The following is a 25,891-nucleotide window of genomic DNA, read 5'->3' on the forward strand; positions in this document are numbered from 1 at the left end:
GGCCTCTCTCACGCGGTGCCGCGCTGCGGTCAGACCGCGGGCGTCGGCGTGTAGGGCGCCAGATCGGCGGCCAGCTCCTCGTGCACCCGGGCCTTGAGCAGGGTGCCCTCCGCGGTGTGCTCCTCGGAGATCACCTCGCCCTCGGTGTGGGCGCGGGCGACGAGCTTGCCCTGGGTGTACGGGACGAGCGCCTCGACCTCGACCGACGGACGGGGCAGCTGGTCGTCGATCAGCGCGAGCAGTTCCTCGAGGCCCTGGCCGGTGCGGGCCGATACGGCGATGGAGCGCTTCTCCACCCGCAGCAGCCGCTGGAGCACCAGCGGGTCGGCCGCGTCCGCCTTGTTGATCACGACGATCTCGGGTACGTCGGTGGCGCCGACGTCCCGGATCACCTCGCGCACCGCGGCGAGCTGCTCCTCCGGCACCGGGTGCGAGCCGTCCACCACGTGCAGGATGAGGTCGGAGTCGCCGACCTCCTCCATGGTGGAGCGGAACGCCTCGACCAGGTGGTGCGGCAGGTGCCGGACGAATCCGACGGTGTCGGCCAGTGTGTACAGCCGCCCGCTCGGGGTCTCGGCCCGGCGGACGGTCGGGTCGAGGGTCGCGAACAGCGCGTTCTCGACCAGGACGCCGGCGCCCGTCAGACGGTTGAGCAGCGAGGACTTGCCGGCGTTGGTGTAGCCCGCGATGGCGACGGACGGCACCTTGTTGCGCCGGCGCTCCTGTCGCTTGATCTCACGGCCGGTCTTCATGTCCGCGATCTCCCGGCGCATCTTCGCCATCTTCTCGCGGATCCGGCGCCGGTCCGTCTCGATCTTGGTCTCACCGGGACCGCGGGTGGCGAGGCCGCCGCGGCCGCCACCCATCTGGCGGGACAGCGACTGACCCCAGCCTCGCAGCCTCGGCAGCATGTACTGCATCTGCGCCAGGGCGACCTGCGCCTTGCCCTCACGGGACTTGGCGTGCTGCGCGAAGATGTCGAGGATCAGGGCCGTACGGTCGATGACCTTGACCTTGACGACGTCCTCGAGCTGGATGAGCTGGCCGGGGCTCAGCTCACCGTCGCAGATCACGGTGTCCGCGCCGGTCTCGAGCACGATGTCGCGGAGCTCGGCCGCCTTGCCGGAGCCGATGTAGGTGGCCGGGTCGGGCTTGTCACGGCGCTGGATGACGCCGTCGAGCACGAGCGCGCCCGCGGTCTCCGCGAGGGCCGCCAGCTCAGCGAGGGAGTTGTCGGCGTCCTGCGCGGTGCCGGTGGTCCACACCCCGACGAGCACGACCCGCTCCAGACGGAGCTGCCGGTACTCGACCTCGGTGACGTCCTCCAGCTCGGTGGAAAGGCCCGCCACCCGGCGCAGGGCGGCTCGCTCGGAGCGGTCGAACTGGTCGCCGTCCCGCTCGCCGTCGATCTCGAAGCTCCAGGCGACGTCCTCTTCCATCAGGGCATCGGCCCGAAGACCTTCGGGATAGGCGTGCGCGAAGCGCTTGGTGTCCTGGGAAGGGGAAGAAGAGGAGGTCATTGGATCCTTACGTCGGTGGGGATGCCGATTCGGCGGTCATAGGGGACAACGCACGAGTACCCCGGGAGATTCCCGTGTCCCGTGCCGCGCCAACCCGACGATGGTCGCACGGCACGGGACGTCTCGTCACCGTCTTATTCCCGGCCCGGACGGCCCTGGCACCCCTCCGGCGCTACTTTCCGCCCGGGCCCGCGTGCCCATGGTCCGGCGCCTTGGCCCGGCTCCGGGCCCGCCCGCTCTGCTTGTCTCGCTTGTCCCGCTCGGGCCCCTTGGCGTTCTGGCCGCTCCTCCAGTCCGGGTGGCCGGGCATCGGCGGGGTCTTCTCGCCGTACAGCCAGGGCTGGAAGAAGCCGGTGAGGTCGCGGCCGGCGGTGGCCGAGGCCAGCCGGACGAAGTCGGCGGTGGTGGCGGTCGAGTCGCGGTGCTGCCGGACCCAGGCCCGCTCCAGGCGCTCGAACGCCGGCGCGCCGATCTCCTGGCGCAGGGCGTAGAGCACCAGCGCCGCGCCGTCGTAGATGTTCGGCCGGAAGATGCTGATCTTCTGGCCGGGCGCGGGCGCCTTGGGCCGGGCCGGGGGGCCGCCCTCGGCCCGCCAGCGGTCGGAGGCGCCGTAGGCGGCCTTCATGCGGTCCTGCATGGACCGCTTCTCCTTCTCCTGCGCGTAGAGGGACTCGTACCAGGTGGCGTGCCCCTCGTTGAGCCAGACGTCGGACCAGGCGCGGGGGCTGACGCTGTCGCCGAACCACTGGTGGGACAGCTCGTGCACCATGATCGAATCGACGTACCAGGCGGGGTAGGCGGGCTTGGTGAAGAGGTCCTTCTCGAACAGCGAGAGGGTCTGCGTCTCCAGTTCGAAGCCCGTCGAGGCCTGGGCCATGAGCACGCCGTACGTCTCGAACGGGTAGGCGCCGACCTTGCTCTCCAGCCAGGCGATCTGGCCCGGCGTCTTGGCGAGCCAGGGTTCGAGCGCCTTGCGGTCGGCGCTGGGCACGACGTCGCGGACCGGCAGCCCGTGCGGTCCTTCGCGGCGGACGACCGCGGAGCGGCCGATGGACACCTGGGCGAGCTCGGTGGCCATGGGGTGCTGGGTGCGGTAGGTCCAGGTGGTGGCGCGGCCGACGCGCTCGGCGCCGGCGGACAGGCCGTTGGCCACGACGGTGTAGTCGTCGGGGGCGGTGACCCGGACGGTGAACATCGCCTTGTCGGACGGGTGGTCGTTGCACGGGAAGACCAGGTGGGCGGCGTCGGCCTGGTTGGCCATCGCCAGGCCGTCGGCGGTGCGCACCCAGCCGCCGTCCTGGCCCTTGGCGCTGACGGGGTCGCTGGTGTGCTTCACGGTGATCCGCGTCCAGCTGCCACGCGGCAGCGGGTGGTCGGGGGTGACCACCAGGTCCTCGCCCGCGCTGGTGAAGGCGGCGCGGCGGCCGTCCACCTCGACGGACTCGACGGTGCCGTGCGCGAAGTCGAGGTTGAGGCGGTCCAGGGCGGTGGTCGTCCAGGCGCTGATGGTCGTGACGGCCCGCAGCGGCTTGTCGTTCTTCCCGGAATAGGTGAAGGACAGGTCGTACGACGCCACGTCGTACCCGGGGTTGCCCAGATACGGGAAGAGCCGGTCACCGACGCCCAGGGGCTCGGCCGGGGCGGCGGCGGCGAGCAGGCAGACGGAGACGGCGGAGGCGAGCAGGGCGGCCTTCCGGCGGCGGAGGGGGCGGTGGTTCCGGCCCCGGCGGAGGGTGAACGGCATGCACCACCGCTACCAGCGCGCTCGTGCGCCATGACGGCGGCGCGCGCCCGCCCCACCCGATCGGGTCGGTCCGGTTGCGCCCGGTTCGGGCATCCGGGGGTCTTCGGCGCCCGCTCAGGGAGCGGGCGCCCGGTGCTGGGCGCGGGCCACGTCGAACACCCCGGGCACGTCGCGCATCGCCCGCATGAGGGCCGGGAGGCGGGCGGCGTCCGGGAGTTGGAGGGTGTAGGTGTGGCGGACCCGCTGCTGGCTGGGGGGTTCCACGGTCGCGGAGACGATGTCGACGCCGGCCAGGGCGATCGCCTCGGTCAGGTCGGCCAGCAGATGCGGGCGGCCGAACGATTCGGCGACCAGGGTGACCCGGCACTCGGTGGTGTCTCCCCAGCGCACGTCGATCTCGGTGCGCCCCCGGCTCTTCATCTGCGCCACCGCGGCGCACTCCACGCGGTGCACGGTCACCACTCCCCCGCGCACGGCGAAGCCGGTGATCCCGTCGGGCGGTACGGGCGTACAGCATCCCGCGAGACGCACGGTGGCCCCCGGCCGGTCCAGGAGCACGTCGGCGGCGCGCGGGCGGGTGGCGCCGGCGCCCTCGGACGCGGCGGGCCGGACGGCCGGCTCGCCGGCGGCGCTTCCGGCGGACCGTTCCGACTCCTCGGCGTGCGCGTCGCCGGTACCGCCCGGATGCGCGGCCAGCCACCGCTGGATGGCGATCCGCGCGGCCGCGGTGTGGGCGTGCTCCAGCCACTCGCGGGAGGGCTCGGAGGCCGGGTCCTGGCCCATGAGCAACTGGACCGTGTCACCGTCCCGGAGCACGGTGCTGAGGGTGGCCAGGCGGCCGTTGACGCGGGCGCCGATGCAGGCGTGGGCGTCCTCGCCGTACTGGGCGTAGGCGGCGTCCACGCAGCTCGCGCCCTCGGGCAGGCCGAGGGCGCCGCCGTCGGGCCGGAACACGGTGATCTCGCGGTCCTGGGCGAGGTCCTCGCGCAGGGTGGACCAGAAGGTGTCGGGGTCGGGCGCGGCCTCCTGCCAGTCGAGGAGGCGGGAGAGCCAGCCGGGGCGGGTGGGGTCGGCGCGCTCGCCGTCGGCGGGATCGTCGGTCCCCGGGGCGTAGGGGTTGCCGAGCGCGACGACGCCGGCCTCGGCGACCCGGTGCATCTGGTGGGTGCGGATGAGCACCTCGACGACTTGTCCGTCTTCTCGTGCGACGGCCGTGTGCAGCGACTGGTACAGGTTGAACTTGGGTACGGCGATGAAGTCCTTGAACTCGGAGACGACCGGCGTCATGCAGGTGTGCAGCTCGCCCAGGACGCCGTAGCAGTCGGCGTCCTCGGCGACGAGCACCAGCAGCCGGCCGAAGTCGGCGCCGCGCAGCCGCCCCCGTTTGCGGGCCACCCGGTGGACCGAGACGAAGTGCCTCGGGCGGATGAGGACTTCGGCGGCGATGTCGGCCTCGCGCAGCACCGCGCGGACCGAATCGGCGGTCTGTGCGAGGGTGTCGTCGGGGCTGGCCGCGTTCCCGGCGATCAGTTCCCGGGTGTGTTCGTACTCCTCGGGGTGGAGGATGGCGAAGACCAGGTCCTCCAGTTCGGTCTTCAGCGCCTGCACGCCCAGGCGTTCGGCGAGCGGGATGAGGACGTCGCGGGTGACCTTGGCGATCCGCGCCTGCTTCTCGGGGCGCATCACGCCGAGGGTGCGCATGTTGTGCAGGCGGTCGGCGAGCTTGATCGACATCACCCGGACGTCGCTGCCCGTGGCGACGAGCATCTTGCGGAAGGTCTCGGGTTCGGCCGCCGCGCCGTAGTCGACCTTCTCCAGCTTGGTGACGCCGTCGACCAGGTAGCGCACCTCCTCGCCGAACTGCTCCCGCACCTGCTCCAGCGTCACGTCGGTGTCCTCGACGGTGTCGTGGAGCAGGGAGGCCGTCAGGGTCGTGGTCTCCGCGCCGAGTTCGGCGAGGATCAGGGTCACGGCCAGGGGGTGCGTGATGTACGGCTCGCCGCTCTTGCGCATCTGGCCGCGGTGCGACGACTCGGCCAGTAGGTAGGCGCGGCGCAGCGGTTCGAGGTCCGCGTCGGGGTGGTGGGCGCGGTGCGCTTCGACGACGTGGCCGATGGCGTCGGGCAGCTTGTCGCGCGCGGCGGGGCCGAGCAGCGCGGCCCGGCCGAGCCGGCGCAGGTCGATCCGCGCCCGTGACTTCCGGCGGGCCGCCGCCGGCGCGGCCGCGGGCGCCGCCGGGCCAGGGTTCGCAGGGTTCGTGGCCTCCGCACTCATGGGCACCTCCGGCTCGTGGACCGGCGGACGGAGCCCGGGGCATGCGCGGCTCAGGGTTGGCGACGTTCCCCCGTCCGTGCCGGTGCTTGATGCTACCGAGCCCATCACGTGCGGCTGACCGCCTCCCGCCGAGCGTGAAACGGATCACCCAATCGAGCGACGACATCGAGGTTTAGAGTTTGCGTCACCTGCACTGCGCTCGGCCGCCGTTTCGAACGGCCCCCGGCGGCCGGCAAGCGCCGGCCCGGGCGTCCGGGAGCCCGCACGACCGGCGTCTCACCAGGTCAGCGGAGCGCGCTCGCCAGCCACTCGGCGTCGATCTCGCCCTCGGCGACGATCACGGCGGGTCCGGTCATCTCGATCTCGCCGTCGGGGCGCTCGGTGATGACCAGCCGGCCACCGGGCACGTCCACGGTGTACGTCGCCGGGGTGCCGGTGCCGGCCGGGTCGGCGCCGTCGCGGCGGGCGGCGGCCACGGCGACGGCACACGCGCCCGTGCCGCAGGAGCGGGTCTCGCCGGAACCGCGCTCGTGGACCCGCATCGCCACGTGCCGGGGGCCGCGGTCCACGACGAACTCGACGTTGACGCCCTCCGGGTAGGCGGCGGCGGGGGCGAACGGCGGCGGGGAGAGCAGGTCACCGGCGTGCGCGAGATCGTCGACGAAGGCGACGGCGTGCGGGTTGCCCATGTTGACGTTGCGCGCCGGCCAGCTCCGCCCGCCAACGCTCACCGTGACCTCGCCCTCGGGCAGGCGGGCGCTGCCCATGCCGACGGTGACGTCCCCGTCCTTGGCGATGTGGACGCGCTTCACGCCCGCGCGCGTGGCGATGGCGATGTCGCCTTCGGCCGCATGACCGGCGTGCTGGAGATAGCGGGCGAACACACGGGTACCGTTGCCGCACATCTCCGCGATCGAGCCGTCGCCGTTGCGGTAGTCCATGAACCACTCCGCCTCGGCCGCCATCTCCGTCGCCTCGGGGTGCGCGGCGGACCGCACGACGTGCAGCACCCCGTCGCCGCCGATGCCGGCCCGGCGGTCGCACAGGGCGGCGACCGCGGCCGGGGTCAGGTCGAGGGTGTTCTCCGGGTCCGGGACGATCACGAAGTCGTTCTCGGTGCCGTGACCCTTGAGGAAGGCGATCCGCGTGCTCATTCCTCGATCGTACGGGCTCGGTACGACATCGCAGGCGGTCACAGCACTAGCGCAGCCGGGCCACGCGCCACACGGCGAGGACGGCCACGACGGCCACCAGCAGCACGTAGGCGAGGACGACCCGCCAGTCGGGGCGGCGGCCCGAGCCGCGCGCCGGCAGCCCCGGCCAGGTGTAGCCGACCCGGCGGGCGGCCATCATGCCCCAGCCGGCGGCGCAGGAGCAGATCAGCAGACCCAGCATGGCGATGACCGCGCCGCTGTCGCCGAAGTCGAAGGCGAGCGGGAAGGCGAACATCAGGGAGCCGCCGGCGGCCAGGGCCACGATGGGCGCGAGCTGCCAGATGCGCAGCCGCCGCTGCGGACGCAGCTCGACCTCGACCTCCGGACCGCCCGCGTACATCTCCTCGGGCGCCGGGCCGTCGGCGGTGACGCCGCCCTCGGTGTCGTCGGGGCCGTCGTCGGTGAGACGTCCCGCGTCCTCGGACAGACGGTCCCCGGTCTGTTCCGGTTCACCGGGACCGGTCGTGATCTCGGCACTTCGTGCGGTGTCGCGAGGGCCGGCCTCCATCGCCACGCGCCCTCCCAACTAGGACTCCACTTGGTCGATCGAAGCTCGATGATGGCACGGCGTCACAGGCCGCGTTGACCGGCGGCGCATCCCGATGCCATCACGTGATCAGGCTGTGACCGGTCGTTCGACCAGAGCCAGCGCCAGTCGCGGGAGATCCTCCCGGTCCGCCACCGCGCCGCTCAGCCAGTGGACCCGCGGATCGCGCCGGAACCAGGAGTCCTGGCGGCGCGCGAAGCGTTTGGTGGCGCGTACGGTCTCGGCCCGCGCTTCCGCTTCGGTGCACTCCCCGGCGAGCGCCGCGAGCACCTGCTGGTAGCCCAGCGCGCGCGAGGCCGTGCGGCCCTCGCGCAGTCCCCGCGCCTCCAGTGCGCGCACCTCGTCCACCAGCCCCGCCTCCCACATCCGGTCGACGCGGCGCGCGATCCGCTCGTCGAGTTCGGGGCGGGCGACGTCCACGCCGATCTGCACGGTGTCGTAGACGGAGTCGTGGCCGGGGAGGTTGGCGGTGAAGGGCTGCCCGGTGAGCTCGATCACCTCCAGCGCGCGGACGATGCGGCGGCCGTTGCTGGGCAGGATGGCGCGGGCGGCGTCGGGGTCGGCGACGGCCAGGCGGGCGTGCAGCGCACCAGGGCCGCGCAGCGCCAGCTCCTCCTCCAGCCTGGCCCGGATCACGGGGTCGGTGCCGGGGAACTCCAGGTTGTCGACGGCTCCGCGGACGTACAGTCCCGAGCCGCCCACCAGGATCGGCCAGCGGCCCTCGGCGAGCAGCGCGTCGATCCGCGCGCGGGCCAGTCTCTGGTACTCGGCGACCGACGCGGCGGCCGTCACCTCCCAGATGTCCAGCAGGTGGTGCGGGACGCCGGCCCGCTCCTCGGGCGTCAGCTTGGCGGTGCCGATGTCCATCCCGCGGTAGAGCTGCATGGAGTCGGCGTTGACGACCTCGCCGCCGAGTCGCTGGGCCAGGAAGACGCCGAGATCGGACTTTCCGGCCGCGGTGGGGCCGACGACGGCGATGACGCGGGGGGCGGGGGCTGCGCTGCTCACCGCACCAGTCTCGCAAACGTGTCGGCCGCGCCCCGAACGAGTTACGTGACGGCGCGCATCCCGGTTCGTTGCACCGAGATACCGCCCGCTCGGTCTTCGGAGGCGGTGACCCGGGTGGCGCAAACGGACGCACCGCTTGACGCGGGTTTTCGCCCGCACGAGTAACGTATGGAGTTGAAATGGGCGTTTTTGCACGGCTTCTCGGCAGGTCGAAGCCGAAGCCGGCGGCACCGGCCGCCGTGGCGCGGGCCGGCGGCGGGCCCGAAGGCGCGTCGGCGCCCGAGGCGGTCGAGGTCGCGGAGACGGCGGAGGCGACGGGCTCGTCCGGGGACGGGCACGAGGACGCGGCGGCCGGGGCGCAGGCCGCCGGGGCCCGGGCGGCCGAGGGCGGCGAGGGCGCCGACATCCCCAAGCAGCAGTCCGCGGACGAGGCCGCCGACAGCGAGGCCGGCGAGGGCGCCCGCAGGTGACCGTCCCCGTCAGGGAAGGTGGAGCATGGGTCTCTTCGAGCACATGAAGGCCAGGCTGGGCCCGGCCAGGGACAAGGTGTCGGATCTGGCGCGTCAGCACGGGGACAAGGTGCAGCACGGCATCGACAAGGCCGCGCGTGCCGTCGACGAGCGGACCAAGGGCAAGTACTCGGACCGGATCCACGCCGGCACGGGCAAGGCGAAGGAGGCGGTGGACCGCCTCGCGCACAAGGAGGAGCCGCACGTCAGCGGTGCGAATCCGCCGGCCCGTCCGGAGGGCCCGCCGCCCACCTCCTGAACGGCGCACGGATCGGCGGACGGCCGCGGAGCAGCACGGCTCCCGGCCGTCCGCCGTTCGCCCGCCCGCGTCCCGGCGGCGGTCCGCTCCGCGCCCTAGGACCAGGCGGCGACCAGGTACCCCACCCCGTACGGCGCGTCGTCGTACAGCAGCGTGCCCCCGAGGCCCGCGCCCTCCGCCGCCCCGGCGAGGACCTGCCAGGGCGCGCGTCCCGAGGCCTTCAGCTCGTACGCGAGCCCGGGGTCCAGCGCCTTGAGCGCCGCCACGTCCGCCGAGCCCAGGGCGCGCGCCGCGGCGGCGTCGAAGGGAGTGGCCCGCTCGTCCAGGTAGCCCGGCGCCTTGAGCGTGCGGCAGGCGCTGGCGTCTCCCATGACCAGCAGCGCGACCCGCCCGGCCCGGGCGCCCAGTTCCCTGCCCGTCTCCAGGCACCGCTCGGGCTCCAGCGGTTCCCCGACTCCGAGCCCCTCGATCGGGGCGTCCGCCCAGCCGGTGCGCTGCAGCAGCCAGGCCGCCACGGCCAGCGACGGCGGCAGTTCACGCTGGCCGGCGTCGCCGGTGGCGGGGCCGAGCCGTACGGCGACGTCGACGCCGAAGCCGCTGAAGGAGCCCCGGGCGCCCTGCGGGTGCCGTCCGCGTCCGCTGCGCCCGGCGGGCCCGACGACCACGAGCGTGTCGGGGCGGGCGGCGGCGAGCACGCCGAGCGCGTCGTCGCACGCCGAACGCACGGGGTCCAGCTCCGGTGCGGCACCCGCGGCCACCTCGGGCACGAGCAGCGGCGGGCAGGGACAGACTGCGGCGGCGACAAGCATGACCGGCAGCGTAACGCCGCGCGGAGACCGACCGTCGTCCGACGCCGGCAGCGTCGCCGGCTCCCTGCGGGCCCGTGGGGCGCCGGGCGGCACCCGCACCGGCGCGCCGGGCCGGACCACGCCGGCCGGACGGGCCGCCGCCCTGCCGGGCTCCGGTACGTACCGGTGCCGCCGGACGAGCTGCCGCCGCCGAAACACGGGCCGACACGGGCTGATGCCCACGCCGCGCCGCACGCATGCCGGCCGGACGGGCCGGCGGCCGAGCCGAGACACACGCCGGCCGCACAGACTGCGGGACCGGCCGAGCCACGGGCCGACGCGCGCGCCGAGTCGCACACACGCGGGCAGGACGGACCGCGGGCCCGGTCGCCCGGCTGCGGGCCGGTGTTCAGCCGACCCCGGCCGGGCGTCCGCGTCGCTCAGCAACCCCGACCCGGCCCCCGCGTCGCTCAGCCGACCCCGACCCGGCCCCCGCGTCGCTCAGTCGCAGCCGCAGCCGCTCGCCGCGGCCGGCAGCGGTGCCGGGACGCCGATCTTCGGCAGGCCGAGCAGCACTCCCGCCGGCTTGGCGGCCTCGGCGGCGTTGCGCTTCTCCCAGGCGTCGCCCGCGCGTGTGCGGCGCACGTCCAGGACGGGGCCCTCGGCGAGGAGGTGGTGCGGTGCGGCGTAGGTCACCTCGACGGTGACCACGTCGCCGGGGCGCACCTCCTGCTCCGGCTTGGTGAAGTGCACCAGGCGGTTGTCGGGGGCGCGGCCGGAGAGCCGGTGCGTGGCGCCATCCTTGCGGCCCTCGCCCTCGGCCACCATCAGCTCGAGGGTGCGGCCGACCTGCTTCTTGTTCTCCTCCCAGGAGATCTCCTCCTGAAGGGCGACCAGCCGCTCGTAGCGGGCCTGGACGACCTCCTTGGGGATCTGGTCCTCCATGGTGGCGGCGGGGGTGCCGGGCCGCTTGGAGTACTGGAAGGTGAAGGCCTGCGTGAACCGCGCCTCGCGGACGACGTGCAGCGTCTGCTCGAAGTCCTCCTCGGTCTCGCCGGGGAAGCCGACGATGATGTCGGTGGTGATCGCGGCGTGCGGGATGGCGGCGCGGACTTTCTCGATGATCCCGAGGTAGCGCTCCTGCCGGTAGGAGCGGCGCATCGCCTTCAGCACGGTGTCCGAGCCGGACTGCAGCGGCATGTGGAGCTGCGGCATGACGTTCGGCGTCTCGGCCATGGCGGCGATGACGTCGTCGGTGAAGTCGCGCGGGTGCGGGGAGGTGAACCGCACCCGCTCCAGGCCCTCGATGTTCCCGCAGGCGCGCAGCAGCTTGCTGAAGGCCTCGCGGTCGCCGATGTCGGAGCCGTAGGCGTTCACGTTCTGCCCGAGCAGGGTGATCTCGCTGACGCCCTCGGCGACCAGCGCCTCGACCTCGGCGAGGATGTCGCCGGTGCGGCGGTCCTTCTCCTTGCCGCGCAGCGCCGGGACGATGCAGAAGGTGCAGGTGTTGTTGCAGCCGACGGAGATCGACACCCAGGCCGCGTAGGCGCTCTCGCGCCGGGTCGGCAGCGTGGAGGGGAAGGCCTCCAGCGACTCGGCGATCTCGACCTGCGCCTCCTCCTGGACGCGGGCGCGCTCCAGCAGGACGGGCAGCTTGCCGATGTTGTGCGTGCCGAAGACGACGTCCACCCAGGGCGCCTTCTTCACGATGGTGTCGCGGTCCTTCTGCGCCAGGCAGCCGCCGACCGCGATCTGCATGCCGGGCCTGGACGCCTTGCGCGGCGCGAGCCGGCCGAGGTTTCCGTACAGCCGGTTGTCGGCGTTCTCGCGCACCGCGCACGTGTTGAACACGACGACGTCGGCGTCCCCGTCGGATCCCTCGGGGGCCCGGACGTACCCGGCGTCCTCCAGCAGCCCGGCCAGTCGCTCCGAGTCATGGACGTTCATCTGGCATCCGTACGTGCGGATCTCGTAGCTCTTGGGTGCGGGCACGTCCACTGCGGGGCTCCGGTCGCTGCTGCTGGTCATGGGACAAGGGTAGGCGCTCGCCGGAAGAGCCCGGACGGCCACGGGTGAGCCCGGCGAGACGCCGTCGGGGCCGGTCGAGCAGCCGGGCCGGGTGGCCCGCCTGCTCGACCGGCAGCCGGATCTAGTCCCGGACCTCGACGTACTCGGTGGCGGCGGAGCCCTCGTCCCAGAACACCCAGATGCGATTGCAGACGCTGCATCGCCTGGCGTCTGTTCCTCTCCCGAGGAGCATGCCGGCGTCGACGTCATCGGCGTCGAACTCTTTGTACGGCAGCAGGATCAGGCTGTTCTCCGGATCGTCGTCCCGGATGAGATTTCCGCATTTACACCGCATCTTCGCCATCAGGACCCTCCTCCGAAGAATCTGATGTCACTGATGAAGCTGGTCTTCCCCCAGCTTCTGATCTGCCCGTTGACTCGCGTGAGAGCATCGCCGAACTGGGAAGCCGAAAGACCTGTTCCGGACAGATCCACGACAACCCCGCCACCGTGCACCTGAGAATGCTTTTTGGCGATTTTGTTGAGAATGGAATTCACACTGGAGCTGGTGGGCGAGTACACGTCCCAGGCGACATCGTTGACCAGCAAGTCGCTCGTCTGTCCTCCTGCCCTGGTTCCGACCGGGTCCCTCAGGACGACGTGATTTCCAAGGGATGCCATGTGCTCGGCGGCTGCCACCTCCGACTCGGAGGGATTTGCCGCCGTCACCGACAGGCGTCCGAGCTGTGGTGGGGCGATGACTTCACCGCAGCCGGTGTTGTGCACGAGGACCGGCGTGCCACCCGCCAGCACATAGTACGTATGGAGCTGGGCGACGGTGAGGTTGTACATGTCCGCGGCGCCGCGGCGAGCAGTGACGGCCACGATGCGGACGTGGTGGTCGTCGGCGTTGTTGAGGACGTGACCGGTCCTGAGCCTGCCGGCGGGGACCCAGGTGTGGAGCGTGTCGTCCCAGAAGGGGTGCCTTGAGGTTGTGTGGAGTGTCGCTTCGTGGCCGTCCGTGCCCCGAACCTTCACGTCCACGAGGTCGTCGTCGTGATGAACCACGTGGGCCGTTACCGTCCGCGGACCGCGGTGCTTCCCGGTGTCCGGGTCGGCGCTCTCCACCCGGTCACCCGGTGCGATCTTGCCGATGGGTTTCGTCTTGCGGTTCTCCATCAGGACTGGCGTCTGCGGTGCGAAGCTGCAGAAGGGAACGCCCTCCGCCAGCGCCTCCTCCTCGAGTCCGCCCATCCCCATGGCCAAGTCGCCGAGGGACTCACAGAGGCTCACCGCCTCGCACGGGTTGCTCGGGACCTTCTTGACGTCGGACCAGTGGTCGTAGAACTGCTGGAACCCTTGGCAGGAGCTGGTCCACAGGAGATCTTCGCCGGTGCAGCGCTCGCGGAAGTACAGCTCGACGTTCTTGAGCGGGGACAGGTCCTGCCGGTACGTCCCGTAGTTCACCATCATCCTGACGGTGGGCACCGGGTGAGCCGAGTTGAAGCTCTTCAGCAGCTTCATGGGCGGCAGTGCGCCTTCGTCTCCGGGTGCGTCGTAGCTGGTTCCGTCGTAGTCGGGCGACGCGGGGTCGTTGTGGGACTTGTAGGGCCCGTAGGTGCCGTTGCTCCCGGAGCAGAAGTGCGGGTAGCAGGACTCGAGACCGGTCGGGTCGGCGGAGGTGATGGGGTTGTCGGCTGCGTACGTGTATCCACCGAGTTCCTGCGGACTGGTCACTTCCAGCACCGGGTCGACGCTGATGAAGCTGCCGAGCGTCGGATCGTACTTGCGGGCACCGATGTCGGTGTAGCCCGTGGCGGTGTCCTGCGGCTTGCCGAGATAGGAGTGGGTGGGGTCCGGCCAGTTGGTGCTGTTGGCGCTCGAACGTGGCTGGCCGTATGGCGTGTACTGCTGGCGGGCCACCTGCTGGGTCGTGACGTCCATCGCCAGGCTCGCCGTGCCGTTCGCGTCGCTCAGAAGGTACTTGGTGCCGCCACCCGCGAGGCTGGAGCGGACGGCCATGGGTGCGCCGCTGCCGCCATGGCTGTAGGTGCGGACGGCGCCGAGGAGGACGTTGGGGGTGACGCTGGTGTTGACGACGATCTCGGTGTCGCCGGCGAACAGGGTTGTCTGGCCGGGGTCGCGGCGGATGAGCTGGTTGCCGTCGGCGTCGTAGAGGTACCTGGTGGTCGACGGGTTGCCGCCCGTGGCGTCGATCTGGGCCAGGTGGCCCTCGTCGTCCCAGTTGAGCGTCTGCCCGGGACCGCTGGTGGGCGTACGGGTGTGCAGGTTGCCGTCTTCGTCGTAGCCGAATTTGGTCGGGTTCGTGCCTCCCGTGGTGGCTGTCAGGGTGTGCGGCTGGGCGCCGGTGGAGTTGCAGCCGGTGGTGCAGCCGTCGATGTAGGTGGTGGTGGCCGTGGTACCGGCGCTGCCTATGGCGTGGTCGACGCTCTGCTTCCGGACGCCGGTGGCGTCGTACGCGAAGGACTGCCAGTACGAGCCGGGGGTGCTGGTCAGCGTGCTGCTCGTGGGCGGGCTGGCGGCGCAGCTGTCGTTGGCGGTCCAGGCGTCGGTGAGCCGGTCCAGGGCGTCGTACTTGTAACACTGCTGATCGGTGACCGTGTTGCCGGTCTCCGACTGCTGATCGGTCGCGGAAGTGGGATTCCCCGCGGCATCGTAGGTGTACTTCGTGTCGTCCACGGTCGGACCGGGCGCCTGAGTACGTTCCACGAGCCGGTTGGTCAGCCGTCGGGTCTGGTCGTCATAGCCGAAGGTGACCCAGGCGGGATTGCTCGAAGCGCCCAGGGTGACCCGGGACGGCTCGCCGTAGGCCGTGTAGACGGTCCCGCCGACGTAGGTGTTGATGCTGCTGCCGGTCGTCGTCGGGTTGCCCAGGGCGTCGTGGCCGTAGGTGATGACCTCACTGTTCAAGCCCTGGGTACGCGGGTCGCTCTGGGTTTTCAACAGCTGGTCGTGCGTGGTGTAGGTGTAGGTCGTGGTGTACGTCGACGGCAGCGGCGCCTCCGAGGCCGGCAGACTGATCTTGGAGCCGGTCGGCTTGCCCAGGCTCGTGTAACCGGTCACGCCTACGGTGTAGCCGCCGGTCACGCCCTGGACGTAACGGGTCGACGAGGTCGGCAGGCCGATCCGCAGAGTGTCGTAGGTCCACTCGGCGAACCTGAAGTCGGACTTCGCGTGGTCCGTGCCGGTGAGCTTGCGGCCCAGCAGGTCGTAGGTGTAGTCGAGTTCGACCTTCTTGGCGTCCGTGGTGGACGTCAGGTCGCCGGCGTCGTCGTAGCCGTACTTGCTCCCTCCCGCGTCCGGGTCCGTCTGGGACGTCTTACGGCCCAGCAGGTCGTAGCCGAACGTCCACACCGACTTGTCGGGACCCGTGACCTGATGCGGCTGGCCGGCGGCGGTGTAGTCGTAGATGGTGGCCGAGGGGGTGCCGCCGGTGGTGGTGAAGCCGGTGGCCGCCGTTCCGGACGCCGTCGGCGGGACCGTGTACTGATCCAGTTCGGTGGTCTGGCCACGGGCGTCGACGACGGTGGTGCTGGCCGCTCCTCCCTTGGGTGGCAGGACGGTGATCCTGTCGCCGGTGTAGGCGGTGGTCGTGGCCCAGGTCTTGACCCCGTCGTGCTCCTCCGTGACCAGGTCGGCCCGGCCGAGACCGTCGTAGTCGGTGACGGTGGTGTCCGGGATGGAGACCTGGGACACGGAGATCAGCGCGGTGCCGGGGTTGCCCGAGACGTTGTACGCGTTGTTGGTCGCGACCGTCCAGCCGTGCGAGTCGTACTGGGTGTCACTGACCGTGGTGCTCGTGTTCTCGGCCGCCGCCTGGCCCTGCAACGGCCGCAGCATGGCGTCGTACAGGGTTTCGCTCGTCTGATACGTGCCGTCGTCCAGGAGTGTGCGGGACACGACCGTCGACGGCGCCGACTGGGACAGGCTGTAGCTGTAGGTCAGGTTCGCCGGCGCGCTGTTGGCCTTGATCTCGTTGGGCAGCCAAACGGCGGTCGTACGGCCCAGCGCGTCGTACGTCAGGGAGGTCAGCAGACCGGCCGCGTCCGTCTTGGCGGTGGGAAGTCCGCGTGCCGGGTCCAGGGTGTTGCTCGCGAGCTGGCAGTCCTTGGTGGACGCGGTGGCCGTCGAGCAGTCCGTACCGGGCGTGACCTGGGTGATGTTGGTGCTGCCGGTGGGGAGCTCGCCGCCTGCGGGGGTGTACGAGGTGTAGACGCTCTGGGCGAGACTCTTGCCGTCCGGTGAGGTGGACTTGGGGGTGCGGGTGACCTTCGTCGCCCGCCCGTAGGAGTCGTACACGGTGGCGGCCTGGTCGACGAACGCGGTGGCGGTCGCGCCGCCGGCCGCCGAGGCCTTCTGGACCAGGGTGGCGTCGCCGGTCTTGGGCAGAGCCGGGTTCTGCTGGCCGTCCCCGTCGTAGGCGAAGGGGTTCTTGTCGTAGGAGGTGCGGGTGTCGGCGATCAGCGTGCCGCCCGGGGTCGCTCCGGCGCTGGAGCAGTCCTGGGCGGTCGTGATGGACTCGGCGGGCAGCACCAGGGTGTCCGGGCTGCCGGTGAGGTAACGGGTGTAGGTGCACTTGGCGACGTTGTCGCTGTCGGTGGTCTCACCCCGGTCGTCGACCTGCGTCGGCATGCCCGTGTCCGGCTTGCCCAGCGTGCGGTTGTAGAAGGTGTCCGTCTCGGTCTTGCGCCAGCCGTACGACACCGCCTCGCGGGTCAGCGTCTTGGCGGGGCGGACCATCTGCGCGGTCAGGTCGGGCAGGCCGCTGCGCTTGCGGGCGGCCGTGGGTCCGATGACCGTGGGAACGTTGACGACCGCCTTCGCCAGGCTGCCGCCGTACGCGGTGTAGGTGTCGGTCTCGAAGGTCTGACCGGCGAAGTCGTTGTCGTCCGCGACCGTTGTCGCGCCGTCCTGACTGGTCAGGTCGGGCACCGAACGGGTCTTGCCGCCGGGCAGGGTGTCGCCGTTCATGCCCAGGAAGTAGTAGGTCTTCGTCAGCGTCTTCTGGTCGTGGACCTGCACGCCGTTGGTGGTGTGGAAGACGTTGGGGTCGCCGGTGGTGACGTCCACCTCCGGGTAGCCCCGGAACTGGCCCCAGGTGCGGTTCTTGGCCTTGACGAGTTCGTTGTCGTCGTAGTGCCAGCCGGGCTTGCCCTTGTAGGCGTAGTCCGTCTCCAGTTCCGGCTGAGATCCGTCCTGGTAGGAGTTGTGCGGGTCGTTGGTGACGACCGAGGAGACCTTGTACTTGTAGAACCAGTCCATCCACGGCGCGGGCTGGCCGTCGGGGGTCCAGTACACCGGGAAGCAGGACAGTGCGTTGGTGGAGGCGAACGTCCTGGCCGCCGTGTCCGTGGGGTCGTTCGGATCGCTGGCCGGGGCGCTGGAGCAGTCCGGACGGTCGTAGGTGACCGTCGTCTCGGCGCCCGTCTCGTTGGTGACCGTCTGGATGCGGTCGTGGTACATCAGCGGCATCTGCGGGATCGTGCCGACCCGGTTGGGCAGCTGCAGCGGCGGGTCGAAGCTCACCGCCGGGGTGGAGCTGCCGCCCGAGGCGCCGCCCAGGGTGTCCAGGCCCGTGTGCTGTACCGAGTCGAGCCACAGTGTGGGGGCGTGGTCACCGCCGTCGGGGAAGGACTGGGTGAAGCTGTACTTGTCGACCTGCTTGGTCGCCCCGCCGGTCTGGATCTGCGTGGTGATGGAGGTCAGGCGCCTGCGGGACCAGAAGCTCGGGCTGTGGTTGGTGCAGCTGGTCGATCCTTTGGCGCAGTTCAGGTCGACCGGCACATCTGGCCAGTAGGCGGCGTTGGCCGTGGTGAACTGGCTGTCCGCACAGGTGTTGCCCGTCGGGGTGCCGGCGATGCAGCGCTCGGCGGTGTCGAAGAGGATCTGCTCGGGTGCGGTGCCGGAGTAGACCGTCGAGGACGTCATGCCGTAGTCGATACGGGCCAGGGTGCCGCCGCGGACGTAGGCGACCGCCGTGTCCTTCTTGTCGGCGCCGTAGTAGCCGGTCTCCGGGCTGTAGTACCAGGCGGTCGCGTTGCCGTGGGTGTCCACGGCGTAGTCCAGGTTGAACCGGTAGCCGAGCGTGCAGGCAGTGTCGGCGAAGGTCGTGCTGTCCGGGCAGTCCGACACACCGCTGTGCGCGTGATAGACCGGCTCGCTCCACACGGACTGGGTCTCGTCCTTGCCGGTGGTCCAGCCCGGCAGCCGGTCACGGCCGAAGAAGTATTGGGTCCCGCCCTGGGTGACCTTGAAGTACTCCTTGTTGTCGGTGCCGTTGGTGGCGCCGGTGAGGTCCTCGACCTTGGTGGTGGAGTTGTCGTCGGCCGGGCGGAGGGTTTTGGTGGCGTCGTCGTAGACGATGTCGGTGGACTTGCCGTTCAGCGACAGGGTGAGGATCTGTCCCGCCCAGCACTGGTCGCCGTCGTTGTCCGGGGCCCCGGAGGAGGAGTCGTCCTTGCAGGACTTGTAGGTCCGCTCGATGTAGTTCTCCGTGGAGCTCCACCCGTCCCCCAGCCAGGAGGACTGGTTGTTTGTGCCCTCGGTGCGCGAGTCCTGGGTGGAGGAGCTGTAGGAGAGGTCGACGTTCGGTACGGCACCGCCGATCGCCGGCGGCACCGAGATGGGGTAGCTGTAGGTGAACGCGCCGGTGTTCCCCGACGTCGACCAGGAGCCGCCCGGCGACAGGCTGGTCGCCGAGTAGTCGCCGGACGAGCCCGAAGCGCCGGCGGTCGCCGCCATGACCACCATGGCACCGGAGGACGCCGCCGCCGAACGCGGGCGGCCCGCGGCGGCCGGGGCCGGCGCGCTCATGCCCGGCACCCCGACCTGCGCGGACAGCGGTGTCCCGGGCGCGGTGCGCACCGGGGACTGGGTCTGGCACCTGGCCAGCTTCGGTGTGGTCAGCGCGCAGGCGGGCAACTCGACCAGGTGCAGGCGCGAGGCGAAGTCACCGCCGAAGGCGTAGCGGAAGGAGGAGTCGTCGACCCGCAGTGCGACCTTCCCGCTGCCGGGGCCGGTGCGCCGCAGGGTGAAGAGCAGGCCGTGGACGCCCGCGGCGCGTGCGCTCTTCTGGTCCAGCACGGTCACCCGCAGGCGCTGTGCGTGCTTGACGGCTGCCGCCTGGGGCCGCACGGCGGCACCGGCGCCGAGCAGGACGGGCGTCCTTCCGGCCCGTACCTGGGTGGCGTCGGCGGTCAGCCGCGTGGAGGCGGCCGCGACGGGCACGGTGACCTCCGCGCTGCCCGGCGCCGGCAGCTTGGCGTGCCCGGTGGGGTCGAAGTGCCTGAAGCCCTTGTGCCCGGCGCCGCGCTTCGGCGTCCTGTGGGTGAAGGGGATCGACTTGTCGTGCGGGGCCGCGGGAGCCGAGACGTGGCGTTCGGCCGCGGAGGCCGCGGTGGCCGTCCCCGCCGGCAGCAGTCCCGTCACCAGCAGGGCGCCGACCGCGGCGAAGACCGTACGGCGAGGTCTTCGAGTGCGAGAAGCCGTCCGGCCGCGTCTCCACCCCGTTGTCCGCACCATCGTGTGGGATCCCTCCCCCAAGCAGGGCACACGACTCGCGTCAGGAAAAGGCGAGTTCACGTGCACGCCAAAACGGGGGCACACGTCGGTCAAGCCCCCCGCGACGAGTCACGCTAGGGCCTGGGGTGGTCTGTGAAGGCAAAGTGATTCTTGTGAAATAGCCAAGGAATGGCGGGAGTTGGAACCCAAGCCGTACCGCATACGTCAAAAGCGGACTGCAGAGCGGTACTTGGCGGTCACACATTGATGGATTCCGTTCATCAAGGCCCGCAGAATGCACAGCGGCGCGGACCCACGGGGGGACCGCCCGATACCTGCGAAGGATCCCAACGTCGATGTCCGCCTTTCGCACACCCATGCGCGCGTCCAGACGCCCAGCCTCCAGACCACTGGCCGCCGCCGTGGTCGCGGCCCTCGCGGCCGGATCGCTGACCGCCACGGTGACGGCCCACGCGGCGCCCGCCACCCCCAGCCGGCCGTCCCAGAAGTCGCACAGCACGCGTTCCGGGTCCGCCGCCCGCCGCTTCAACGCCACCGAGTCCGCGTCCGCGCGTGCCAAGGCCACCGGCAAGCCGGTGCCGGTCGATCAGCTCACCGACGTCGGCACGACGGTGGTGGCCAACCCGGACGGCACCTTCACCCGCACCGACTCCTCGATGCCGCAGCGCACCCGGCAGCACGGCAAGTGGGTGCCGATCGACACCACGCTGGTGCGGCGGGCCGACGGTACCTGGGCGCCCAAGGCCGCCGTGACCGACGTCGCCTTCTCCGGCGGCGGTTCTCACGCGCTGGTCACGATGCGCAGCGGCAGCGACAGGCTGGGCTTCTCCTGGCCCGGCAAGCTGCCCCGGCCGTTGATCTCGGGGGACACCGCCACCTACCCGGACGTCCTGCCGCAGGTCGACCTCCAGCTCACCGCGGACGCCTCCGGGTACTCCTCGGTCCTGGTCGTCAAGACCCGCAAGGCGGCAACCGATCCGCGCCTGCGGCACCTCGCGCTGAACACCACGTCGGCCCGTCTGAAGCTCGTGTCCACCCGCGACGGCGGTGCGCAGGCCACGGACAGGCGCACCGGCCGCACGGTCTTCCACAGCGACACCGCGCTGATGTGGGACAGCGCCGGCGGGCGGGCCGGTGGCGCGGCGTTCTCCTCGGCCGACGCCGAGCACAAGGCCGCGGCGCAGGTCGGCAGGCACCGTGCCCAGGTGCGGGTGAGCCTGAAGTCCGGCAAGCAGCTGCTGGGCCTGGACGAGAAGCTGCTCGACGCCGGGAGCACCGCCTACCCGGTGTACGTGGACCCGGAGTGGAGCGGCCGGCCCTCGCAGCTCGACTGGGCACGGATCTCCGACAACGGGTGGAACGTCTACAACTCCACCTCCACGTCGGGTTCGACCAACGCCCGTGAGGGTTGGGACAACTCCTACCCCGGCAACGGCGAGCGGGCCCGGACCTACTACCAGATGAACACCAGCGGCATCAAAGGCGCCGTGGTCACCAAGGCCTCGCTGTACGTGAAGCAGCTCTCCGCCGCCTCCTGTGCCGACACCCCGGCCGCCGTCTACGGCACCGACCGGCCCGCCGGGTGGAGCTCCTCCTCGCTGTACTGGGGGCACGAACCCGGGGGACGCACGGGCTCGCTGGGCAGCAACCCCGTGAGCCACGAGGCGGGTACGTGCCCGGTCACCGACGGCGCGCACTCCTGGGTGAGCCCGCCCTCGCTCGAGTTCGACGTGACCTCACGGGCGAAGAGCGCGGCGGCCGGCGGCTGGAAGAGCATGACGCTGATGGTCCAGTCGCCCGACATGAACGACGCCACCCAGTGGAAGCAGCTCGCCTACGGCGGCGGCGCCACCATGTCGGTCACCTACAGCTACCGCCCGAAGCTGAAGAACGGCACCGGCACCCCGGCCATCAAGCCCTCCATCGTCAGCTCGGGCAAGACGATGACCACCACGCACACCCCGACCCTGTCCGCGCGCGCGGTCGACCCCGACCTGGCCGGCGGCAGCGAGCTGGTGCGCGTCGACTACAACGTCTTCAACTCCTCCGGCACCCTGATCCACCAGGGCTTCGGTCCCAACCTCGACTCCAGGAAACGTGCCCGGTACAACACCAACGGCAGCGACTGGACCACCCCGAGCCTTCCCGACGGCACCTACACCTGGAAGGCCACCGCGCAGAACGCGGCCGGTTACTGGGCCGGCTCCGGCTCCGGCATCTGGACCAAGACGCAGACGTTCACGGTGGACACCAGCGCGCCACCGGCGCCCACGGTGACCTCCAGCCAGTTCCCGGCCAAGCAGATCGGTTCCGCGTTCGGGGACAAGGGCACCTTCACGCTCAGCAACAACCACACCAACAACGTCACCGGCTACCTCTTCTGCCTGGACGCCACGCTCGGCAGCACGGTGTACAGCAGCGGCGTCACCCACTGGACCACGGGCACGAAGATCACGTCGGGCAAGGTGTACTACGTCACCTCCGACAACGGGCCCGGCACCGGCACCGCGGTCGTCAACGGCAGTGCCTCCCCCGCCTTCGCCCCCGGCACCGCGGGCCCGCACACCCTGTACGCCAAGGCCGTCGACCAGGCCGGCTCGACGTCGATCACCCAGACGTCCTACGCCTTCTACGCCGGGACCAGCACCCCGACGTACGCCTACGGCGACAAGATGATCGCCGGCTGGACGGCGGCCAACGCCGACGGGACCACCACCGCCGTGCCCAAGGCGACGACCATCTCCAAGGGCGGTCAGCTGATCAGCCAGGCGGCCGGCAGCGGGTACGAGTTCGCCGACGGCTACCAGGCCATGCTCGCCAACAAGAGCACGACGAAGGTCGTCTCCGGTGACAGCGCCACGTTCGGCTTCGACGTCCCCAAGGACGGCCCCTGGAGCTTCGGGGTCAATGTGACCAGGGCCAAGGACTACGGCATCTACCGCCTGGTCCTGGACGCGGGCAAGCCCACCGAGTCCACTCTCATCAGCGGTTTCGACGCCTACAGCTCCTACGTGACGACCCGGTTCGTGAACCTGGGCATCCCGAAGGACACGACCGGTCAGCTGCTCACCCTCAAGCAGGGCGCGCACACCCTGACACTCACCCTGACCGGGAAGAACCCCAGCTCGTCCGGTTACCAGGCGGGCATCGACGTGCTGCGCCTAGCACCCGCGCTGACCTGTGCGGTCAACAGCACCTCGAGCTGCCTGAACAACACCGCGACCAGCACCTTCACCACCACGACCAGCGCGGCCGACGCCGACGGCTCCGGCAACAGCATCAACTCCGCCGACCTGACCGCCACGGCGGGCTGGCAGAGCGGCAAGCAGGTGACCGTCGACGGCGCCACCATCACGCTGCCCAAGTTCGGCACCGGCAGCTACGACAACATGCTGGCCTCCGGCCAGACCGTCACCGTGCCCGGCAGCGGCGTGGTCAACACCGGTGACGCGCTGGTCTTCCTCGCCTTCGCCACCGGCGGAGCGGCCAAGGGCGCCACCGGCACCGTCACCTACGGCAAGGGCAACTGCCTCGACCCCGACGGCAACCCGGCCGACCAGTCGTACACGCTGGACACCGTGCCCGACTGGATGAGCGGGCCGGCCTCCGCGGCCACGCTGACCCTCGTTCACCAGAACCACAGCAACAACACCCAGACCAGCCCGAGCCCGGGGCCGAAGATCTACGCCGTCAGCGTCCCGCTGGCCTGCCCCGGCTCGGTCGTCAGCAGCGTCTCCCTGCCGCTGTTCACCAACGGCGTCCAGTCCGGCCAGCCCACCCTGCACGTTCTCGGGATCGGCGTGCGGCCCCTGACCGGCAACGGCTCCCAGCACTGGGTCGGCACCTTCTCCTCCGTCCAGGACACGGCCAAGGTGCAGCAGTCGAGCGGCGCCACCGCCACCGTCAGCGGACAGACGCTGCGCATGCCGGCCCAGGTCAGCATCGGCACCGACGACGGCAACGGAGTGCGCGTCCACCTGTCCAACGCCATGGGCACCGCCCCGGTGACCTTCGACGCGGCCTCCGTCGCCCTGCAGGACGCGACCGCGGGCGGCGCCACGACGGCCGCGGCACCGGTGCCGCTGACCTTCGCGGGCGGCTCCGCCTCCGTCACCGTCCCGGCCGGCGGCGACGTCACCAGCGACCCCGTGACGCTGGCCGTGGCCCAGCAGGCGACCGTGCTGGTCAGCCTGCAGGTGCACGGCTCGGTGTCCGCCATGCCCGGGCACGGCCTGGCCCGGACCCCGGTGTGGGTCAGCGACGCGGCCAACCGCACCGCTGACACCGCGGCCACGAAGTACACCGCGACCACGTACACGGGTCTGCCCTACCTGGCGGGCATCGACGTCACCACGCCGGCCTCCGCGCCGACCGGCTCCCTGGTCCTCTACGGCGACCAGAGCGTCAACGGCGACACCGCGAGCGGCGACGGCCGGCACCACCTCGGCGACGCCATCACCGGCGCCATCGTGAACGACCCCAACGGGGACGGCGCCGTCGACTACGGCGTGCTCAACGCGGGCACCAACAGCACCAGCCTGAGCAGCAACCTGCTGCCGCAGACCACCAACGCCGACGCTCCCACCAACGCGCTCAACCCGCTGGACCGCAACGTTCTGGCCCAGGGCAACGTGCGCACGGTGCTCGTCTCCACCGGCGCCGCCGACCTGCTCAACTGCACCGGCGACGCCAACACCTGCGCCACCAAGGTGGAGAACGGTCTGGCCTCGCTCAACAGCCAGATCAGCTCCTACTACACCGACGACGGTCAGGCGTACGTCAACGGGCAGCCGGTGACGCAGAACTCCAACATCACCGTCTACCTGAGCACCATCCCGCCGTTCACCGCCGCCCACCCGGGCACGGCGACGCAGGAGTCGGCACGCGAGCAGGTCAACGGCTACCTGCTGGACAACTTCCCCACCCAGGTCATCGACTTCGCCGCGGCGGTCTCCACGGACGGCACGGCCACCTCGTCGACCGTCAAGGCGGCCGACCTCTCCGGCGGCAACCCGTCCGACGCGTACTACGGCGACCTCGCGGCCCGCTACGTCAACGACACCAACACCCAGGTCGTCGCCATCGCGCCGAACCTGATCGTCCCCGAGGCCACCGGCAGCGACACTCCCGACAACGAGTGGGACCTGTCCGCCGACGGCAGCGACGCACGCGGGGACAACCCGTTCACCGCGGTCGGGGGCGCCACCTTCAACGCGGCCGGACCGGACGCGGTCAACGCCCCGGCGGGCGCCACCTCCTTCGACGGCAGCACCGGCTTCCTGGAGAGCGACCACACCGCGGTCGACACCCTCGCCGACTACACCCTCTCCGCGTGGGTGAAGCTGGACTCGGCGGACAACCCGGCCACCGCCATCTGCGAGGGCACCAGTCAGCACCAGGCCTTCTACATCGGCTACGACCGGGGCAACAAGGGCTGGATGTTCCAGACCACGACCACCAACGACGACAGCGCCGACTTCCCCACCGCGGAGGGCGACACCGGCACCGGCGCCCTGGGCACCTGGACGCACCTCCTGGTCACCTACACCGCTCCCGTGGACGGCGACGCCGGCACCGGCCTGATGTCGATCTACCAGAACGGCACGCTGATGGGGACGGCCACCAACCTCACCCCGCAGTACGACTCGTCCATGCCGCTGACCATCGGCGGCTGCGTCAACAGTCCCGACGCGACGTCGCCGTACAACGCCTTCCCCGGTTCCGTCGCGGACGTGCAGGTCTACCCCTACGCGATGGCGCCGGGCGAGGCCGGTGCGAACAGCGTGATCGTCCCGGCCGGCTGGGACAAGGGCATGCCCGAGGACGACTGGAAGCTCGGCTCGGACGGCGCCGACAGCGCCGCCCTGAACCCGCTCACCCCGTCCGGCGGCGTCACCTTCGGCACCGACGCGCCCAGCGGGCTGTCCGGCAGCGTCGCCTTCGACGGCAGCACCGGGTTCCTGAGGAGCAGGCAGAGCGCCGTGAACACGCTCGGGGACTACACGGTGTCGGCCTGGGTGAAGATCAACTCCGCCCTGGGCACCACCGCGGTCTGCCAGGGCACCACGGAGCACCAGTCCTTCTACCTCTCCTACGACAGACCCAGCGGCGCCTGGATGTTCCAGACCACGACCACCAACGACGACAACGCCGACTTCCCGACCGCTGAAGGAGACAACAACACCGGTCCGGTCGGCACCTGGACCCATCTGGTCGCCACGTTCCGGGCCCCGGTCGCCGGGGACGCCGACACCGGAACCATGGCGCTCTACCAGAACGGCTCCCTGATGGGCACGGCCAAGAACCTGAGCCCGCAGTACGACTCCTCCCTGCCCCTGACCGTCGGCGGCTGCGTCAACAGCGCCTCCGCCACGACCCCGTACATGGCGTTCCCCGGCTCCGTCGCGGACGTCCACGTCTACCCCCGCGCCCTGTCGGCGACGGAGGTCGGCGCCCTGCGCTGACCCGAGTGCCCACGG

General features: G+C 71.2%; 13 protein-coding genes. 3 read left to right on the forward strand and 10 right to left on the reverse strand.

Annotated elements, in window-relative coordinates; all coding sequences use genetic code 11:
• Positions 1–29: 29 nt before the first annotated feature.
• The 6 genes from hflX to miaA all read right to left on the reverse strand — a co-directional run bounded on the left by hflX (position 30) and on the right by miaA (position 8,307).
• On the reverse strand, positions 30–1,520 hold the full coding sequence (gene hflX, locus ACFQ9Z_RS08715) for a GTPase HflX (protein ID WP_383012965.1): 1,491 nt from the start codon (positions 1,518–1,520) through the stop codon (positions 30–32).
• Positions 1,521–1,692: 172 nt separating this feature from the next.
• Positions 1,693–3,264 (reverse strand): M1 family metallopeptidase, encoded by a 1,572-nt coding sequence (locus ACFQ9Z_RS08720; RefSeq protein ID WP_383012969.1) that lies wholly within the window; start codon positions 3,262–3,264, stop codon positions 1,693–1,695.
• A gap of 114 nt (positions 3,265–3,378) precedes the next feature.
• Positions 3,379–5,538: a RelA/SpoT family protein gene (locus ACFQ9Z_RS08725; protein WP_383012972.1), complete on the reverse strand. Its 2,160-nt coding sequence runs from the start codon at positions 5,536–5,538 to the stop codon at positions 3,379–3,381.
• Between the two features lie 284 nt (positions 5,539–5,822).
• On the reverse strand, positions 5,823–6,692 hold the full coding sequence (gene dapF, locus ACFQ9Z_RS08730; RefSeq protein WP_383012975.1) for a diaminopimelate epimerase: 870 nt from the start codon (positions 6,690–6,692) through the stop codon (positions 5,823–5,825).
• A 46-nt stretch (positions 6,693–6,738) separates the two neighbouring features.
• Positions 6,739–7,260 carry a hypothetical protein gene (locus tag ACFQ9Z_RS08735; RefSeq protein ID WP_383013126.1) on the reverse strand — a complete coding sequence of 174 codons (522 nt, stop codon included), beginning with the start codon at positions 7,258–7,260 and terminating at the stop codon, positions 6,739–6,741.
• 108 nt (positions 7,261–7,368) lie between these two features.
• Positions 7,369–8,307 carry a tRNA (adenosine(37)-N6)-dimethylallyltransferase MiaA gene (gene miaA / locus ACFQ9Z_RS08740; protein WP_383012978.1) on the reverse strand — a complete coding sequence of 313 codons (939 nt, stop codon included), beginning with the start codon at positions 8,305–8,307 and terminating at the stop codon, positions 7,369–7,371.
• Positions 8,308–8,486: 179 nt separating this feature from the next.
• On the opposite strand from miaA, the gene ACFQ9Z_RS08745 reads away from it, so the two are divergent.
• On the forward strand, positions 8,487–8,777 hold the full coding sequence (locus tag ACFQ9Z_RS08745) for a hypothetical protein (protein WP_383012981.1): 291 nt from the start codon (positions 8,487–8,489) through the stop codon (positions 8,775–8,777).
• A gap of 25 nt (positions 8,778–8,802) precedes the next feature.
• Complete coding sequence (locus ACFQ9Z_RS08750) at positions 8,803–9,075, forward strand: antitoxin (protein ID WP_383012984.1); 273 nt, start codon at positions 8,803–8,805, stop codon at positions 9,073–9,075.
• A gap of 95 nt (positions 9,076–9,170) precedes the next feature.
• Here the strand turns inward: ACFQ9Z_RS08750 and ACFQ9Z_RS08755 are convergent, their stop codons facing one another.
• The 4 genes from ACFQ9Z_RS08755 to ACFQ9Z_RS08770 form a co-directional block, all read right to left on the reverse strand.
• Entirely contained in the window at positions 9,171–9,884 is a 714-nt protein-coding gene (locus ACFQ9Z_RS08755) for a class III extradiol dioxygenase subunit B-like domain-containing protein (protein WP_383012987.1), read from the reverse strand.
• A gap of 480 nt (positions 9,885–10,364) precedes the next feature.
• Positions 10,365–11,891, reverse strand: a complete 1,527-nt coding sequence (miaB, locus tag ACFQ9Z_RS08760; protein WP_360663659.1) for a tRNA (N6-isopentenyl adenosine(37)-C2)-methylthiotransferase MiaB — start codon at positions 11,889–11,891, stop codon at positions 10,365–10,367.
• A gap of 121 nt (positions 11,892–12,012) precedes the next feature.
• Positions 12,013–12,234, reverse strand: a complete 222-nt coding sequence (locus ACFQ9Z_RS08765; RefSeq protein WP_383012995.1) for a hypothetical protein — start codon at positions 12,232–12,234, stop codon at positions 12,013–12,015.
• Entirely contained in the window at positions 12,234–19,412 is a 7,179-nt protein-coding gene (locus tag ACFQ9Z_RS08770; protein WP_383012999.1) for a polymorphic toxin-type HINT domain-containing protein, read from the reverse strand. The genes ACFQ9Z_RS08765 and ACFQ9Z_RS08770 overlap by 1 nt, the downstream gene beginning before the upstream one ends.
• A gap of 356 nt (positions 19,413–19,768) precedes the next feature.
• Here ACFQ9Z_RS08770 and ACFQ9Z_RS08775 point away from each other — a divergent pair, with 356 nt between their 5' ends.
• Positions 19,769–25,876, forward strand: a complete 6,108-nt coding sequence (locus ACFQ9Z_RS08775) for a LamG-like jellyroll fold domain-containing protein (RefSeq protein ID WP_383013002.1) — start codon at positions 19,769–19,771, stop codon at positions 25,874–25,876.
• The last annotated feature ends 15 nt before the right edge of the window (positions 25,877–25,891 follow it).

The sequence above is a fragment of the Streptomyces sp. NPDC056580 genome (genome assembly GCF_042793175.1).
Classification (GTDB): Bacteria; Actinomycetota; Actinomycetes; order Streptomycetales; family Streptomycetaceae; genus Streptomyces.